Origin of the sequence: Mycobacterium europaeum (genome assembly GCF_034555895.2) — a bacterium.
Lineage (GTDB): Bacteria > Actinomycetota > Actinomycetes > Mycobacteriales > Mycobacteriaceae > Mycobacterium > Mycobacterium europaeum.
In genome coordinates this window covers 478,962-495,248 of record NZ_CP157315.1, presented here as the reverse complement: position 1 = coordinate 495,248, position 16,287 = coordinate 478,962, and the positions used below count along the sequence as shown (strand labels likewise).

Genomic DNA, 16,287 nt, shown 5'->3' with positions numbered 1-16,287 from the left:
TAGGGGGATGATGGTTGACGTGAGTGTCGTTGACCACCGCCCCAAGCGCGGCGAGCTGCGAATTTACCTCGGCTCGGCACCCGGGGTCGGCAAGACGTACGCGATGCTCGGCGAGGCGCATCGCCGGCTGGAGCGCGGCACCGACCTCGTGGCCGGCGTGATCGAGACCCACGGCAGGGCGAAAACCGCTGAGCTGCTTGAGGACATCGAGATCATTCCGCCGCGATTTATCGACTATCGCGGTAGCACCTTCCCCGAACTCGACGTGCCGGCCGTCCTGGCGCGCAAACCGCAGGTGGTGCTCGTCGACGAGCTCGCGCACACGAACACGCCGGGCAGCAAGAACGCCAAACGCTGGCAGGATGTCGAGGAATTGCTCGACGCCGGGATCACGGTGATCTCGACCGTCAATGTCCAGCACCTGGAAAGCCTCAACGACGTCGTCGCCCAGATCACCGGCATCGAGCAGAAAGAGACCATTCCGGATTCCATTGTCCGGCAGGCTTCGCAGGTCGAGCTGATCGATATCACTCCGGAGGCGTTGCGCCGCAGGCTTTCTCACGGCAACGTCTATGCCCCCGAGCGCATCGACGCGGCGCTGTCGAATTACTTCCGCCGCGGAAACCTCACCGCGCTAAGGGAACTCGCCCTGCTGTGGCTCGCCGACCAGGTGGATACCGCCCTGGCCAAGTACCGCGCCGAGAACAAGATCACCGACATGTGGGAGGCCCGCGAGCGGGTGGTCGTGGCGGTCACCGGCGGCCCGGAGTCGGAGACGTTGGTGCGACGGGCGTCGCGGATCGCGTCGAAGTCGACCGCCGAGCTGATGGTGGTGCATGTCATCCGCGGTGACGGGCTGGCCGGCCTCTCGGAGGCGCGGATGGCCAAGATCCGGGACCTGGCAAGCAGTTTGGACGCGTCGCTGCATACCGTGGTCGGTGACGACGTGCCCGCCGCTCTGCTCGATTTCGCCCGCGAGATGAACGCCACCCAGCTGGTGATCGGCACCTCGCGGCGGTCGCGGTGGGCGCGTGTCTTCGAGGAGGGCATCGGGGCGAGGATCGTCGAGTTGTCGGGCAAGATCGACGTGCACCTGGTCACCCACGAGGAGTCCAAACGGGGATTCCGGGCGGCGTCGCTGGGTCCCAACGAGCGGCGGGTGGCGTCTTGGCTGGCGGCCGTCATCGTGCCGTCGGCCATCTGCGCGGTGATCGTCACAGCGCTCGACCCGTATCTGGGCACCAGCGGCGACAGCGCACTGTTCTTCGTCGGGGTGCTGCTGGTCGGACTGTTGGGCGGCGTCGCCCCGGCGGTGGCCTCGGCGGTGTTGTCCAGCCTGTTGCTGAACTACTTCCTGACCGCCCCTCGGCACACGTTCACCATCGCCGAACCCGATGCGGCCGTCACCGAACTGGTGCTGCTGCTGGTCGCGGTCGCGGTCGCGGTCCTCGTCGACGGCGCGACCAAACGCACCCGGGAAGCCCGTCGCGCCTCCCAGGAGGCCGAGCTGCTGATCTTGTTCGCCGGCTCCGTGCTGCGCGGGGCCGACCTCGAGACGCTGCTCGAGCGCGTGCGCGAGACCTACTCGCAGCGCGCGGTCAGCATGCTGCGCGAACCCGGCGAGGAGGACCGCGCCGAAGGCAAGAAGGCCGACGTCGTCGCGTGCGTGGGCAGGGACCCGTGTGCCACCGTCGCCTCCGCGGACACCGCGATCGAGGTCGGCGACGACGAGTTCTGGATGTTGTTGGCCGGCAGGAAGCTTTCGGCCCGCGATCGCCGGGTGCTGAGCGCGGTGGCCAAGCAGGCCGCGGGGCTGATCCGGCAGCGTGAGCTGGCCGAGGAGGCCAGCCGGGCCGAGGCGATCGTGCGGGCCGACGAGTTGCGGCGCTCCCTGCTGTCGGCGGTCAGCCACGACCTGCGCACGCCGCTGGCGGCCGCCAAGGTCGCGGTGTCCAGCCTGCGTGCCGAGGACGTCGCCTTCTCCCCGGCGGACACGGCGGAACTGCTGGCGACCATCGAGGAGTCGATCGACCAGCTGACGGCGCTGGTCGGCAACCTGCTCGATTCGTCGCGCCTGGCCGCCGGCGTGGTGCACCCGGACACGCGCCGGGTGTATCTGGAGGAGACCGTGCAGCGGGCGCTGATCAGTATCGGCAAGGGCGCCACCGGCTTCTATCGATCCGCGATCGATCGGGTCAAGGTCGATGTGGGTGACGCGGTGGTGTTGGCCGACGCGGGGCTACTCGAGCGCGTGCTTGCCAACCTGATCGACAACGCGCTGCGGTACGCACCCGACTGTGTGGTTCGGGTCAACGCGGGCCGCGTGGGCGACCGTGTCCTGATCAACGTCATCGACGAGGGGCCCGGCATCCCGCACGGGACCGAAGACCAGATCTTCGAAGCGTTTCAGCGCCTCGGCGACCACGACAACACCACGGGAGTGGGCCTGGGCATGTCGGTCGCGCGCGGCTTCGTCGAGGCCATGGGCGGCACGATCACGGCCGGCGACACTCCCGGCGGCGGCCTGACCGTGACGGTGGAATTGGCCGCACCGGAAATGGTGGGGGCGCGATGATGACCCGCGTGTTGGTGATCGACGACGAGCCCCAGATCCTGCGCGCGCTGCGCATCAATCTGTCCGTGCGGGGCTACGAGGTGATCACCGCGTCCAGCGGAGCCGGGGCGCTGCGCGCCGCCGCCGAGCACAAACCCGACGTGGTGGTCCTCGACCTGGGCCTGCCCGACATCTCCGGAATCGAGGTGCTGGCCGGGTTGCGGGGCTGGCTCACCGCACCGGTGATCGTGTTGTCGGCGCGCACCGACTCCTCGGACAAGGTCGAGGCCCTCGACGCCGGGGCGGACGACTATGTCACGAAACCGTTTGGGATGGACGAGTTCTTGGCGAGGCTGCGGGCGGCCATCCGCCGCAACACCGCGGCGTCCGAGCTGGATCAGCCGGTGATCGAGACGGACGCTTTCACCGTCGACCTGGCCGCCAAGAAGGTCACCAAGAACGGCGCCGAAGTGCACCTCACGCCCACCGAGTGGGGGATGCTGGAGGTGCTGGTCCGCAATCGCGGCAAGCTGGTCGGCCGCGAAGAGCTGCTCAAGGAGGTGTGGGGTCCGGCGTACGCCACCGAAACACATTACCTGCGAGTGTATTTGGCGCAGCTGCGACGCAAACTGGAGGACGACCCGTCGCACCCCAAGCACCTGGTGACCGAGTCGGGGATGGGCTACCGCTTCGAGGCGTGAGCGACTGTGTGCGCACACGGCTTCGAGTGTGCGCCCACGGCGTGAATTTCGCCGATTCTTCGCCCTCAGCGCACAGTCGAAGCCCTGAGCGCACAGTCGCGCGTCACGGGCGCCAGCAACGCGTGTGGCCGCTGTGACTTACCCCGCGATCGACCACACGATGCCGTCGAGGATGTCGTGCTCACTGACGGTCAGTTCGTCGATGCCGGCGCGCGCGCGCAGCTCGCGGGCCAACTCCTCGACCACGATCGCGCCCCCACCGATCACGTCGGCCCGCCCCTCGTGCATCGGCGGCAGCGCCGCGCGCTCGGCCCGGGTCATCCCGATCAGCCGCTCGCAGACCGCCAGCAGGTCGCCGCCGGGCACGCGCGAAAGGTGAATCGCCGCAGAGTCATACGTCGTCATGTTGTGGGCCAGCGCGGACAGCGTCGTCATCGTCCCGGCCAGTCCGACCCAGGTCCGCGCCCCCTCGACGGGCACCACCCCGAGCGCGACGTCCAGCCGTTCGCGCACCACCGCGCGGGCCGCGGCCACCTCCCCGGGCGTCGGCGGGTCCGAGTGCAGGCAGCGTTCGGTCAGCCGCACGCAGCCGATGTCGGCCGAGTAGCTCGCCGCGACCGAGTCACCGCCCACCACGATCTCGGTGGATCCACCCCCGAGGTCCACCACGACGAAAGGCCCTGCCGCAGGGTCTAATTCGCCGACGGCACCGCGGAACGACAGGGCGGCCTCCTCGGCGCCGGTGATCACCTCCGCCACCGCGCCCGGCACCGCCGCGCCCAGCACCTCGGCCGTCATCGCGAAGAAGACGTCACGATTGGCGACGTCGCGAGCGGCCGACGTGGCCACCATCCGCACCCGCTCGACGCGGTGGCGCCTCAGCAGAGCGGCGTAGTCGGTCAGCGCCTGCCGGGTCCGGGCGATCGCCTCCGGAGCGAACTGCCCGGTCGCGTCGACACCCTGACCCAGCCGCACGATCCGCGTCTCCCGATGCACGTCGCGCAGGCGGCCGTCGACGACATCGGCGATCAGCAACCGAATCGAATTGGTGCCGCAGTCGATTCCGGCGAGCCTGCTCACCACTGACCGGCCACCAGAATGCCGGCCATCGCGGGCTCGGGCGCCAGAATGGCCAGCGCCTCGTCCCCGAGCGGGTTGCAGCCCGGCCCCTTGGCCAGCGAGTGCGCGATCAGCACGTGCAGGCACTTGACCCGATCGGGCATTCCGCCCCCGGAGAACGTGGTGCCCAACGGCTCGATCGCGTCCCGCTCGGCCAGATACGACTCGTGGGCCCGCCGGTACGCGGCCGCCAATGCGGGGTCATGCCGCAATCGCTCGGACATCTCGCGCATCAATCCCGTCGTCTCCAGCCGGCTCGCCGCCGCGGTCAGCACCGGATGCGTCAGGTAGTACAACGTCGGAAACGGCGTGCCGTCGGGCAGTTTCGGTGCGGTCTTCACCACAGCGGGCTCACCGTTGGGGCAGCGGTAGGCGACCTCGAGCACGCCGCGCGGCTCACGTCCGAGCTGACGCGCCACCGCTTCCAGGTCGGCACGGTCAACCACCGGGCGCCGTGGGGTTCGGTGCGGCCGGCGGAACGGGACCGCCCGGGGTGGGTTGCCCCGGCGGGGTTTCCGGCGGCGGCACGCTGGCCGGCGGCAGGTGCGGCGTGTCGGCGATGGTGTGCCACAGCGCGGTGTACCAGGGATCGGTGCTGGCGGGTTTGGCCGCCTGACCCCCCGGCTCGGACGGGGCCGCCCCCGAGGGCGGAAGCTGCACCTGGAACGGGATGTCGCCCGGCTTGACGAAACCGAGCCGTTCGCGCGCCTGCGCCGCGATGTAGGCCGGGTCGCCCAGCTTGGCCTTCCGCTGCTCGAGGTCGGCGATCTGCCGGCGCAGCGCGGCTTCGCTCGCCGTCAACTGATTCATCTCGGTGCGCTGTGCGAAGTAGGTGCGCACCGGGCCGGCGATCGTCAGCGTCAGCACGCAGACGACCGCGGCCAGCACCGCCGCGCGCCGCGCGGTGAAGCCCAGCCGCTGCTCGGAGCGCTGCTCGACGGACTCGGCGACCTGCCGCTTGATCGGCTCCACCACATGCTCGAAAGCCGACCGGGCGCCGGCCTGCTTCGCGGTCTGCGAGGGCTTGGAGGCCGGCTTGGTCGTGCGGGGGCGCCGAACCGGATCCCCGGCCTTCCCCGGACGCGATGCCGGGGAGCGCCGTTTCGGATCCGGCTTGGCGGGCAAGCTATTTGGCCTCCGGCGCATACCGCGGGAACGCCAGGTCGCCGGCGTAGCGGGCGGCGTCGCCCAGCGCCTCCTCGATCCTCAGCAGCTGGTTGTATTTGGCGACCCGCTCGCTGCGGGCGGGCGCACCGGTCTTGATCTGCCCGCTGCCGACGGCCACCGCGAGATCGGCGATCGTGGTGTCCTCGGTCTCCCCACTGCGATGGCTGATCATGGTGCGGTACCCGCTGTGGTGGGCGAGCGCGACGGCGTCGAGCGTCTCGGTCAGCGTGCCGATCTGATTCACCTTGACCAGCAACGCATTCGCGACGCCCTTCTCGATGCCTTCCTCGATGCGCTCGGGATTGGTGACGAAGATGTCGTCGCCGACGATCTGCACCCGGTCACCGATCGCCGCCGTCAGCGCAGCCCAGCCGGCCCAATCGTCCTCGGACAGCGGGTCTTCGAGGGACACCAGCGGGTAGGAGTCGAGCAGCCCGGCGTAGAACTCCGCCATCTGCTCGGCGCTGCGGGTGCTGCCCTCGAACGCGTATCCGCTGCCGTCGGTGTAGAACTCGGTGGCGGCGGCGTCCAGGGCCAGCGCCACATCCACGCCCAGCTTGAAACCGGCCGATTCGATCGCCCGGCCGATCAGGTCCAGCGCCGCGGTGGTGCCGGCCACGTCGGGCGCGAAACCGCCCTCGTCCCCCAGGCCGGTGCTCAGGCCCTCCTTCTTCAGCACCGACTTGAGCGAGTGGTACACCTCGGCGCCCCAGCGCAACGCTTCGGCGAAGCTGGGCGCGCCGATCGGTGCCACCATGAATTCCTGGATGTCGACGGCGGTGTCGGCGTGCGCGCCGCCGTTGAGAATGTTCATCATCGGCACCGGCAGGATGTGCGCGTTCGGCCCGCCGATGTAGCGGAACAGCGGCAGCTCCGCGGAGTCGGCGGCGCCCTTGGCGACGGCCAGCGAAACGCCCAGGATGGCGTTGCCGCCCAGCCGGGACTTGTCGGGGGTGCCGTCGAGGTCGACCAGCGCCTGATCCACCAACCGCTGGTCGTCGGCGTTGAGCCCGATCACGGCGGGACCGATCTCGTCGAGCACGGCCTCTACGGCCTTGTGCACGCCCTTGCCGCCGTAACGCTCACCGCCGTCGCGCAACTCGACGGCCTCGTGCTCACCGGTCGACGCGCCGGAGGGCACCGCCGCGCGGGCAAACGTCCCGTCGGCCAGGGCGATCTCCACCTCGACCGTCGGATTGCCGCGGGAATCGAGGATCTCGCGGGCCCCGACCTGCTCGATAATCGGCACTGAGTTTCTCCTTGTGTTTCGTAGCTGGTGCCGGCCTCGCCGCCGTTAGCGTAAAGCCTGATACATCCTGCTACAGCGGGTGACCCGCCGCGTAGGCGGTCGCCCAGTCGCGCACCGCCCGCGCGTAGACGCCGGAGTTGTTGTAGGCCCGCAGCGCGGTGATCCAGCCGCGAGGTGTGGCCAGATCCTTTCCCCGCCAACACAGGTAACCGGCCGCCGCGAGCGCGGCATCGTCGATGTTGTCCGGGCTGACGCGGCCGTCGTTGTGGGCGTCCACGCCGTACAACCGCCAGGTCTCCGGGATGAACTGCATCGGCCCCATGGCCCGCACCACCCCGTCGTCGTCGGTCACCGGTTCCTCGCTGTCGACGATGCGCAGGGTGCCGCCGCTGCCGTCCAGGCGGACACCGCGAATCGGGGGGCTCACGTCCCCGTTGGGCGCCAGCTGCGCGCCGCGGTAGGTGCCGTGGTGGCTCTCGACCTGCCCGATGCCCGCCAGCGTGGTCCACGCGATATGACACTTCGGGTTCTCGACCTCGGCGACCCGGGCGGCGTACGCGTACGCCTCCAATGCGATCACGGGAATCTCCAAGGTGGCCGACCGCTGTTCGGCCCAGGCCCGAAGCTGGTCCGCGGGCCGGCCGCTGGCGTGCGTGTTCACCGGCGGTACCGGAGCCCCGGCCGGCGGCGGGACACCCTCCGGAATGAACAGGCTGAGCTGCCACGTGCAGCTGGAGGCCAGCAGCATCGCGGTCGCGCCTATCACGGCGGCCGCGCGCAACCAACGCCTCGGCGACACCATGCTGCTCAAAGCTCCCTCGGACTCGCCTGCACCAACTTCCGCCCCACCATCGTCCCATGGGTTCCGGTGTGCCCGGCCGCGTTCGGGCTCCGGTGCACGATCAGGCGTCGTCGCCCGCGGCGTCCACCGCGGACTCGTCGACCGCCTCGTCCGGCTCCTCGTCGGACTCGCCCGACGGCCAGTGCTCGCGCCACTCGTCTTCCGTGATCTCCCCGAGGGGGGCCACGTCGAACTCCTCCGGCACGCCGACACCGCGGCGCGTCGCGGCGATCGCCCGCTCGGCCCGCCGGACCGTGTCCACGAACTCCAGCACCGCCGTGCGCAGCGCGCTTTCCGCGTCACCCCCGGCCGACACGGAAACGGAGGTGACCTCGGCGGGGACGAGGTCGGCGGGCACGCCGGCCTTCTGGGCCCGCTCGATCACCTTCTGCGCCAGAGCCAGCGCCGGTTGTCCGGTGTGTACGTCGTCCATCACCGATTTCCGCGGCTTTTCGGCCGCCTTGCGCTCTTCCCACTGGGCCAGTTGCTCTTCCAGCGAAATCGTCTGCCCGGCAAGCACACCCGGGACCCGGTTGCCCAACTTCCGCATCAGCGTGACGGCGACGTCGTCGATGGTGAAGGGCAGCTGCGGGGCGTCCTCGGCGATGCGCGCGTGAAAGAGCACCTGCAGCAACACGTCGCCGAGTTCTTCCCGCAACTGGTCGGCGCTGCCGCTGCGCACCGCGTCCAGCAGTTCGTAGGTCTCCTCCAGCAGGAATCGGCGCAGAGAGTCGTGGGTTTGCTCGCTCTCCCACGGTCCGGCGGTGCGCAGCTTGTCCATCATCGCGACCACGTCGACCAGGCGTTCGCCGCGCGGGGTCTCCGGCGCGGAGATCAGCCGGGCGCCCGCCGACAGCCGGGCGGTGACGGCGGGATGGTCGGGGTCCGACGACAGCAACACCGGAGCGTCGTCGCCCGAGTGCACCGGGCGCGCCGCGGGCAGCGACCACGGCACCGCGACGGGCATCTCCTCGGTGTACTGCACCTCCCCGCCGAGGTGCTCAATGGCCTCGACGGGCACCAGCGACGGGCGGCGCGGGTCGCACATCACGACAATCATTGGCGCCGCTCCTCTCCCCCGCATGCGGGTGGTGCCCCCACATCGCTTGGCTCTGCATCGTCGCCGGCGCGAATCATCGCGCTTGCCGCTCCTCACTGGACATCGCTGCAGGTGACCCCGTTATACCAATATCGATCTGGGGCTTACCCTCCAGCGCCGTTACCAGGTTGGCCACCATCTGCAGCAATTCGACGTCGCGGATGCGTGCCGCGCCGACCCCGCCGGCCCGCGGGATGGGCACCTGCACGGTGGACGTCGTGGCGCGGTAGCTGGCGGCCGGATACATCCGCTTGAGCCGCACCTGGGCCGAATCGAGCAGCGTCATCGGCGACAACCGCACCGTCGCCGCCGACGGGGCCGACACCTCGGTGATGCCGGCAGCGCGGCACAGCAGCCGCAACCGCGCGACCGCCACCAGGCGCAGGGCGGGTTCGGGCAGCGCACCGTAGCGGTCGACGAGTTCCTCGACCACGGCCGCGACGGCCGCGTCGTCCGAAGCGGCCGCCAGGCGCCGGTAGGCCTCCAGCCGGAGCCGGTCGCTGGCGATGTAGTCCGGCGGCAGGTGCGCGTCCACCGGCAGGTCGATGCGCACGTCCTTGGGCTCCTCGGCGGTGGTCACCGTCTGCCCGTCGGCGGCGGCCCGATAGGCCTCCACGGCCTCGCCCACCAGCCGCACGTACAGGTCGAAGCCGACCCCGGCGACGTGCCCGGACTGCTCGACGCCCAGCACGTTGCCCGCCCCGCGGATCTCCAGGTCCTTGAGCGCCACGGCCATCCCCGCGCCCAGCTCGTTGTTCTGCGCGATGGTCGCCAACCGGTCGTAGGCCGTCTCGGTCAGCGGCGCCTGCGGTGGATACAGGAAGTAGGCGTAGCCGCGCTCACGGCTGCGCCCCACCCGGCCGCGCAGCTGGTGCAGCTGCGAGAGCCCGAAGGTGTCGGCGCGCTCGACGATAAGCGTGTTGGCGTTCGAGATGTCCAGCCCGGTCTCCACGATCGTGGTGCACACCAGGATGTCGTACTCGCGGTTCCAGAAGCCCTGCACGGTGCGTTCCAACCGCTCCTCGGGCATCTGCCCGTGCGCGACGACCACCCGCGCCTCCGGGACCAGCTCACGCACGTGGGCCGCCGCCCGATCGATGGAACTGACCCGGTTGTGCACGTAGAAGGCCTGCCCGTCGCGCAGCAACTCGCGCCGCAGGGCGGCGGCGACCTGCTTGTCGTCGTGCGGGCCGACGTAGGTCAGCACCGGGTAGCGCTCTTCGGGCGGGGTCAGGATCGTCGACATCTCGCGGATGCCGGCCAGGCTCATCTCCAGGGTGCGCGGGATCGGGGTGGCGCTCATGGTCAGCACGTCGACGTGGGTGCGCAGCGACTTGATGTGCTCCTTGTGTTCGACGCCGAAGCGCTGCTCCTCGTCGACGATCACCAGGCCCAGGTCCTTCCAGCGCACCCCGGTCTGCAGCAGCCGGTGCGTGCCGATCACGATGTCGACCGACCCGTCGGCCATGCCCTCGATCACGGCGCGGGAGTCGGCGGGGTCGGTGAACCGCGACAGACCCTTGACGGTCACCGGGAAGCCGGCCATCCGGTCGGTGAACGTCTGCAGGTGCTGGTCGGCCAGCAGCGTGGTGGGCACCAGCACCGCGGCCTGCTTGCCGTCCTGCACCGCCTTGAACGCGGCCCGCACGGCGATCTCGGTCTTGCCGTAGCCGACGTCGCCGCAGATCACCCGGTCCATCGGGATCGGCTTCTCCATGTCGGCCTTGACCTCGGTGATCGCGGTGAGCTGGTCGACGGTCTCGGTGAAGCCGAACGCGTCCTCCATCTCGGCCTGCCACGGAGTGTCCGGCGCGAACGCGTGGCCCGGGCTGGCCTGCCGCTTGGCGTACAGCGCCACCAGCTCGCCGGCGATCTCGCGCACGGCGCGGCGCGCCTTGGTCTTGGTGTTGGCCCAGTCGCTGCCGCCCAGCTTGGAGAGGGCGGGCGCCTGACCGCCGACGTAGCGCGACAGCTGGTCCAGCGAATCCATCGGGACGTAGAGCTTGTCCGATCCGCCGCCCCGCTTGCTGGACGCGTACTCGAGAACGAGGTACTCCCTGCGCGCCCCGCCGACGGTGCGTTCGACCATCTCGACGAACCGGCCGATGCCGTGCTGGTCGTGCACCACCAGGTCGCCGGCCGTCAGCGCCAGCGGGTCCACGGTGTTGCGCCGCTTAGCCGCCAGCCGCTTGCCCTCGACGGCGGTGGCCCTGCTGCCGGTCAGGTCGGTCTCGGTGATGACGACCAGGTTGGCGCCGGGAACGATGACACCGTCGTGCAGCGGGCCCTTGAGGACGCTGACGATCCCCGGTTTGAGCGTGGTGTCCGCCGCGCTCGGTTCCAGCATGGCGGCGGGGGTGTCGGAGTCGGCGAGCCGCTCGACGACCCGGTGCGCGGTCCCGACGCCGGGCGCGACCACCGCGGCGTAGCCACCGGTCGAGACGTGGGCGCGCAGCATGGCGAAGATCTCGTCGATGTCGTGCTGATGCCCGCGGGCCGACGGCGCCGCCCGGACGTCCAGTTCCACCGCGGACTCGTCGGACAGCTGGCTCAGCGTCCACCAGGGATGACCCGACCGCACCGCCGCGGCGTGCACGTCCTGTAGCTCCGCGAACCCCGATCCGCCGAACTGCGTCACGTCCACGGGTGCGTCGGTGCCCAGCGCGGCGACCGACCAGGACGCCTCGAGGAATTCGCTGCCGGTCTTGATCAGGTCGGCGGCCCGGGTCCGCACCTTTTCCGGGTCGCACAGCAGCACCGGCGTGTCCTGGGCCAGCTGATCGGTCAGCAGCACGTGTGCGCCGGGCCGCAGCACCGGCAGCAGCGCCTCCATGCCGTCGACCGCGATGCCCTCGGCCAGCTTGGCCAGCATGTCGGTCACGCTGCCGGTGATCGCGGGCTCGGCCCCGGAGTGCCGGGCGGCCAGCGCGGCGGCGCGTTCCCGCACGTCTTCGGTCAGCAGCAGCTCACGGCAGGCCACCGCGATCACCGTCTCGACTTCGATCTCGGGGATGGAGCGCTGGTCGGCGACGGCGAACATCCGCATCTCGCTGACCTCGTCGCCCCAGAACTCGATGCGCACGGGGTGCTCGGCGGTCGGCGGGAAGACGTCGAGGATTCCGCCGCGCACGGCGAACTCGCCGCGCCGGCCCACCATGTCGACCCGGGTGTAGGCCAGCTCGACCAGCCGGGCGACGACGTCGGAGAACGCGATCTCCTGGCCGACGCTGAAGGTGACCGGCTCGACCAGCCCCAGCTGCGGCGTCATCGGCTGCAGCAGCGAGCGCACCGCGGTCACCACGACCCGCAGCGGCGGACCCAACCGCGCGTCATCGGGGTGGGCCAGCCGGCGCAGCACCGTCAACCGGGTGCCGACGGTGTCGACGCCGGGTGAAAGCCGCTCGTGCGGCAGGGTCTCCCAGGACGGGAAGGCCGCCACGGCGTCGCCGAAGACGCCGCGCAGTTCGGCGGTCAGGTCATCGGCTTCCCGCCCGGTCGCGGTGACTACCAGCAATGGACCCGACCGCGCCAACGCGCTGGCGACGAACACCCGTGCGCTGGCTGGACCCACCAGGTGAAGCTCGCCCGGTCGTTCGGCCGCGCTTTCGATCAGCTGCTGGAAGGTCGGCGCGGTGAGCGCCAATTCAACGAGCCCCGCGATCGGGGGTTCTGGGCGAGCAGGCCCCGGTGCGGTCATGATGAATCCATTCTAGGGGCGCCAAGATTCGTCAATTTCGAGCCCGGCGCCGTCAAGGGATCGTAAGGATCACGGGCGACGGCCCGCCGCGGGCGCACGTTGTATTCATGACATTGCTGGACATCCTGCCGTCGCTGCGCCACGCGGCTCCCCCGCGGTTCGATCCCGCGATCTGGCCCGTCACCGCCCACTCTGACGAGGAGGGCAGGCTGTGCGTCGGCGGCGTGCCACTGACCGATATCGCCGACGAGTTCGGCACCCCGGCCTACGTCCTCGACGAAACCGATTTCCGGCACCGCGCCCGCTGCTATCGCAGGGCGCTGCGCGACGTCCAGGTGGTGTACGCCGGAAAATCGCTGCTGACGACCGCGGTGGCCCGCTGGGCCCGCGAAGAGGGCCTGGGCATCGACGTCTGCTCGGCGGGTGAGCTGGCCGTTGCCCTGGCCGCCGGAACGGACCCGGGGCGGATCATCATGCACGGCAACGCGAAGTCGCCCGACGAGTTGCGCGACGCGGTGCGCGTCGGGGTGGGGCGGATCGTCGTGGACTCGTGCATGGAGATCGCCTACCTCGCGGGTGTGGCCCGCCGCCGTCAGCCGGTGCTCATCCGGGTCACCCCGGACGTCGACGTCCATGGGCACCGCGCCGTCACGACCGGCATCAGCGACCAGAAGTTCGGGTTCACCCTCGCCGGCGACCACACCGCCGACGCGGTGCGGCGGGTGCTGGCGCACCCCATCCTCGACCTGGTCGGCCTGCACTGCCATATTGGCTCGCAGGTCGCCGACCCCGACCTCTACGGCGAGGCGATCCGCCGGCTGATCGCCGCCATGGCCGACATCCGGGCCCGGCACGGCGTCATCCTCACCGAACTGAACCTCGGTGGCGGGCATGCCATCTCGTACGTGCCCGGGGACCCCGAGCTGGCTCTCGACGAGCTGGCGCGCGTCATCGACGACGCGCTCGACGAGGCCTGCGGCCACGAGCATTTCCCCCGCCCGAGCGTGGTGGTGGAGCCCGGCCGGGCCATCAGCGGCCGGGCCGGCGTCACCCTGTATCGGGTGTGCGCGGTGAAAACGCAGTCGGGCGGGCGCACCTTCGTCGCCGTCGACGGCGGCATGAGCGACAACCCGCGGGTGTCGCTGTACGGCGCCCGCTACACCGTCGCGCTGGCGAACCGGCGCGCCTCGGGCCTCAAGCAACGCGTCACCGTGGCCGGGCGGCACTGCGAAGCCGGCGACGAGATCGCCCGCGACGTCGAGCTCCCCGCCGACCTGCGCCCCGGTGACCTGCTGGCGGTGGCCTGCACGGGCGCCTATCACCACAGCATGGCGTCGAACTACAACATGGTGGGCCGGCCGGCCATGGTCGGTGTCCGGGGCGCCCGGGCCCGCGAACTGGTCCGGCGCGAAACGATCACCGACTTGCTGGCCCGCGACCGCGGCTAACCGTCCTGCAGCCTGGGGTCGGCCTCCAGATGGGTCAGCCCGTTCCACATCAGGTTGACCAGGTGCGCGGCGACCACTTCTTTCTTGGGCTCGCGGGTGTCGAGCCACCACTGCGCCGTCATCGACACCGAGCCCACCAGCGCCTGGGCGTACAACGGCGCCAGCTCCGGATCCAGGCCGCGACGCGCGAAGTCGCCGGCCAGGATGGAGCTGACCTGGCTGACGGCGTCGTTGAGCAGGCTCGAGTAGGTGCCGGAGCTGATCGCGGCCGGCGAGTCGCGGATCATGATGCGGAAGCCGTCGGTGCGCTCCTCGACGTAGGTGAGCAAGGCCAGCGCGACCCGCTCGACCCGCACCCGGGAGCGGTTGTTGGTCAGCGACGAGGTGATGCCGTCCAGCAGCGCCGACATCTCGCGGTCGACGACCACGGCGTACAGCCCCTCCTTGCCGCCGAAATGTTCGTAGACGACCGGCTTGGAGACGTTGGCACGCAACGCGATCTCCTCGATCGAGGTGCCCTCGTAGCCGCGTTCGGCGAACAGCGAGCGCGCGATGCCGATGAGTTGCTGTCGGCGCTCGCTACCGGTCATGCGGGCGCGCGGCGCACGCACCTCCTTGTCCGGTTCCTTGTCGAGAACAGCCACGTCAATCAGCGTATAGCGTCGCCCGCGCCAAACCGTCCGTCTTTCCCTCGGCGCCGCGATCGGCCCGAGAAGCGTCTAGAGTCTCTTGGTGGCGCGGGCCTATGGCGCTTGCGATCCGTCGTGGTGTAATCGGCAGCACCTCTGATTTTGGTTCAGATAGTTCAGGTTCGAGTCCTGGCGACGGAGCACGGCTCTTTGCCTCGGGTGTGCATCAAGTGCCACGCTTGACGGCGTGTCGTCTACGGACACGACGGTCGCGCCGGGGTTGAGGAGAGTTGATGGCGTCTCGTGGTGATACCGCGGTCCTGGTGCTCGCGGCCGGGCCCGGCACCCGGATGCGGTCCGACACCCCCAAGGTGCTGCACGAGATCGCCGGTCGCAGCATGCTGTCCCACCTGCTGCACGCCGTCACCAAGGTCGCGCCGCAGCACCTGGTCGTGGTCCTGGGCCACGATCATCAGCGCATCGCGCCGCTGGTCGCCGAATCGGCCGACGCCCTGGGACGCGGCATCGAGGTCGCGCTGCAGGACCGGCCGCTGGGCACCGGCCACGCGGTCCGTTGCGGCCTGTCCGCGCTGCCCGACGACTACGCCGGCGTGGTCGTCGTCACCTCCGGCGATACGCCGCTGCTGGACCCCGACACCCTGGCCGACCTGATCGCGACCCACCACGCGGCCTCGGCCGCCGCGACGGTGCTCACCACGACGCTCGACGACCCCACCGGCTACGGCCGGATCCTGCGCACCCAGGACAACGAGGTCACCGCGATCGTGGAACACGCCGACGCGACACCCGTCCAGCGGGAGATTCACGAGGTCAACGCCGGGGTCTACGCCTTCGACGTCGCGGCGCTGCGCTCCGCGCTGAACCGGCTGAGCTCCGACAACGCCCAGCAGGAGCTCTACCTGACCGACGTCATCTCGATCTTTCGGGGCGACGGGCAGGCCGTCCAGGCCCGGCACGTCGACGACAGTGCCCTGGTCGCCGGCGTCAACAACCGCGTGCAGCTGGCGCAGCTGGGCGCCGAGCTCAACCGCCGGATCGTCGCCGCCCACCAGATGGCCGGGGTCACCATCGTGGATCCGGCGACCACCTGGATCGACGTCGAGGTCACGGTCGGGCGCGACACCGTCATCCACCCGGGCACGCAGCTGCTGGGCCGCAGCCAGGTCGGGAGCCACTGCATCGTCGGCCCCGACACCACGCTCACCGACGTCACCGTGGGTGACGGCGCATCGGTGGTGCGCACGCACGGCACGTCGTCGTCCATCGGCGCCGGCGCCACGGTCGGCCCCTTCACCTACCTGCGGCCCGGCACCGTGCTGGGCGACGAAGGCAAGCTCGGGGCGTTCGTCGAGACCAAGAACTCCACGATCGGCACCGGCACCAAGGTTCCGCACCTGACCTACGTCGGGGACGCCGACATCGGCGAACACAGCAACATCGGCGCGTCGAGCGTCTTCGTCAACTACGACGGCGCCACCAAGCGGCGCACCACGGTCGGATCGCACGTGCGGACCGGCTCGGACACCATGTTCGTCGCCCCGGTGACCGTCGGCGACGGGGCCTACACCGGCGCGGGAACCGTGGTCCGCGACGACGTCCCGCCGGGCGCGCTGGCGGTGTCCGCGGGCCCGCAGCGCAACATCGAGGGCTGGGTGCAGCGCAAACGACCGGGCAGCGCGGCCGCCGAGGCGGCCGCGAAGGCGACACAGGCCGCCGACCCGGCGTCCGAGCCCGAACAGACACCGTGATGTCGGTTTCTGGT

At 70.4% G+C, this 16,287-nt stretch carries 12 protein-coding genes and 1 tRNA gene; 5 read left to right on the top strand and 8 right to left on the bottom strand.

Annotated features, from left to right (window positions below; all coding sequences use genetic code 11):
* Positions 1–7 precede the first annotated feature (7 nt).
* Together U8D42_RS02505 and U8D42_RS02500 are read left to right on the top strand one after the other, a co-directional pair.
* Complete coding sequence (locus tag U8D42_RS02505; protein ID WP_322859354.1) at positions 8–2,575, top strand: sensor histidine kinase KdpD; 2,568 nt, start codon at positions 8–10, stop codon at positions 2,573–2,575.
* Positions 2,575–3,255, top strand: coding sequence for a response regulator (locus U8D42_RS02500; protein ID WP_085239692.1), 681 nt, complete (start codon positions 2,575–2,577; stop codon positions 3,253–3,255). Before U8D42_RS02505 ends, U8D42_RS02500 begins: the two co-directional genes overlap by 1 nt.
* Positions 3,256–3,393: 138 nt before the next feature.
* Here U8D42_RS02500 and U8D42_RS02495 read toward each other — a convergent pair whose 3' ends face one another.
* From U8D42_RS02495 to mfd, 7 genes are all read right to left on the bottom strand, one after another.
* Positions 3,394–4,338, bottom strand: coding sequence for a Ppx/GppA phosphatase family protein (locus tag U8D42_RS02495; protein WP_322859355.1), 945 nt, complete (start codon positions 4,336–4,338; stop codon positions 3,394–3,396).
* Complete coding sequence (locus U8D42_RS02490) at positions 4,332–4,820, bottom strand: DUF501 domain-containing protein (protein WP_085239691.1); 489 nt, start codon at positions 4,818–4,820, stop codon at positions 4,332–4,334. The genes U8D42_RS02495 and U8D42_RS02490 overlap by 7 nt, the downstream gene beginning before the upstream one ends.
* Positions 4,813–5,520, bottom strand: a complete 708-nt coding sequence (locus U8D42_RS02485; RefSeq protein WP_348636933.1) for an FtsB family cell division protein — start codon at positions 5,518–5,520, stop codon at positions 4,813–4,815. The genes U8D42_RS02490 and U8D42_RS02485 overlap by 8 nt, the downstream gene beginning before the upstream one ends.
* Positions 5,501–6,790, bottom strand: a complete 1,290-nt coding sequence (gene eno, locus U8D42_RS02480; protein ID WP_085239689.1) for a phosphopyruvate hydratase — start codon at positions 6,788–6,790, stop codon at positions 5,501–5,503. Before eno ends, U8D42_RS02485 begins: the two co-directional genes overlap by 20 nt.
* Before the next feature lie 70 nt (positions 6,791–6,860).
* The gene (locus tag U8D42_RS02475) at positions 6,861–7,589 is read right to left on the bottom strand and encodes a lytic transglycosylase domain-containing protein (RefSeq protein ID WP_090421246.1); all 729 of its coding nucleotides are present in this window, start codon (positions 7,587–7,589) and stop codon (positions 6,861–6,863) included.
* Positions 7,590–7,692: 103 nt separating this feature from the next.
* The gene (locus tag U8D42_RS02470) at positions 7,693–8,691 is read right to left on the bottom strand and encodes a nucleoside triphosphate pyrophosphohydrolase (protein WP_322859357.1); all 999 of its coding nucleotides are present in this window, start codon (positions 8,689–8,691) and stop codon (positions 7,693–7,695) included.
* Between the two features lie 73 nt (positions 8,692–8,764).
* Positions 8,765–12,427: a transcription-repair coupling factor gene (gene mfd, locus U8D42_RS02465; RefSeq protein WP_322859358.1), complete on the bottom strand. Its 3,663-nt coding sequence runs from the start codon at positions 12,425–12,427 to the stop codon at positions 8,765–8,767.
* Positions 12,428–12,534: 107 nt separating this feature from the next.
* Here mfd and lysA point away from each other — a divergent pair, with 107 nt between their 5' ends.
* Positions 12,535–13,875 carry a diaminopimelate decarboxylase gene (gene lysA / locus U8D42_RS02460; protein WP_322859359.1) on the top strand — a complete coding sequence of 447 codons (1,341 nt, stop codon included), beginning with the start codon at positions 12,535–12,537 and terminating at the stop codon, positions 13,873–13,875.
* On the opposite strand, the gene U8D42_RS02455 is transcribed toward lysA, so the two are convergent.
* Positions 13,872–14,465, bottom strand: coding sequence for a TetR/AcrR family transcriptional regulator (locus tag U8D42_RS02455; protein WP_141659210.1), 594 nt, complete (start codon positions 14,463–14,465; stop codon positions 13,872–13,874). The genes lysA and U8D42_RS02455 overlap by 4 nt on opposite strands.
* A gap of 168 nt (positions 14,466–14,633) precedes the next feature.
* On the opposite strand from U8D42_RS02455, the gene U8D42_RS02450 reads away from it, so the two are divergent.
* Positions 14,634–14,705: transfer RNA gene (locus tag U8D42_RS02450), tRNA-Gln, on the top strand.
* Between the two features lie 92 nt (positions 14,706–14,797).
* Positions 14,798–16,273 carry a bifunctional UDP-N-acetylglucosamine diphosphorylase/glucosamine-1-phosphate N-acetyltransferase GlmU gene (gene glmU / locus U8D42_RS02445; protein ID WP_322859360.1) on the top strand — a complete coding sequence of 492 codons (1,476 nt, stop codon included), beginning with the start codon at positions 14,798–14,800 and terminating at the stop codon, positions 16,271–16,273.
* The last annotated feature ends 14 nt before the right edge of the window (positions 16,274–16,287 follow it).

Excerpts from the sequence above, each read along its gene's own strand:
- U8D42_RS02505 (WP_322859354.1), top strand. The coding sequence starts at position 8 with ATGATGGTTGACGTGAGTGTCGTTGACCACCGCCCCAAGCGCGGCGAG.
- U8D42_RS02500 (WP_085239692.1), top strand. The coding sequence starts at position 2,575 with ATGACCCGCGTGTTGGTGATCGACGACGAGCCCCAGATCCTGCGCGCG.
- U8D42_RS02485 (WP_348636933.1), bottom strand. The coding sequence starts at position 5,520 with ATGCGCCGGAGGCCAAATAGCTTGCCCGCCAAGCCGGATCCGAAACGG.
- U8D42_RS02470 (WP_322859357.1), bottom strand. The coding sequence starts at position 8,691 with ATGATTGTCGTGATGTGCGACCCGCGCCGCCCGTCGCTGGTGCCCGTC.
- mfd (WP_322859358.1), bottom strand. The coding sequence starts at position 12,427 with ATGACCGCACCGGGGCCTGCTCGCCCAGAACCCCCGATCGCGGGGCTC.
- lysA (WP_322859359.1), top strand. The coding sequence starts at position 12,535 with ATGACATTGCTGGACATCCTGCCGTCGCTGCGCCACGCGGCTCCCCCG.
- U8D42_RS02455 (WP_141659210.1), bottom strand. The coding sequence starts at position 14,465 with ATGACCGGTAGCGAGCGCCGACAGCAACTCATCGGCATCGCGCGCTCG.
- glmU (WP_322859360.1), top strand. The coding sequence starts at position 14,798 with ATGGCGTCTCGTGGTGATACCGCGGTCCTGGTGCTCGCGGCCGGGCCC.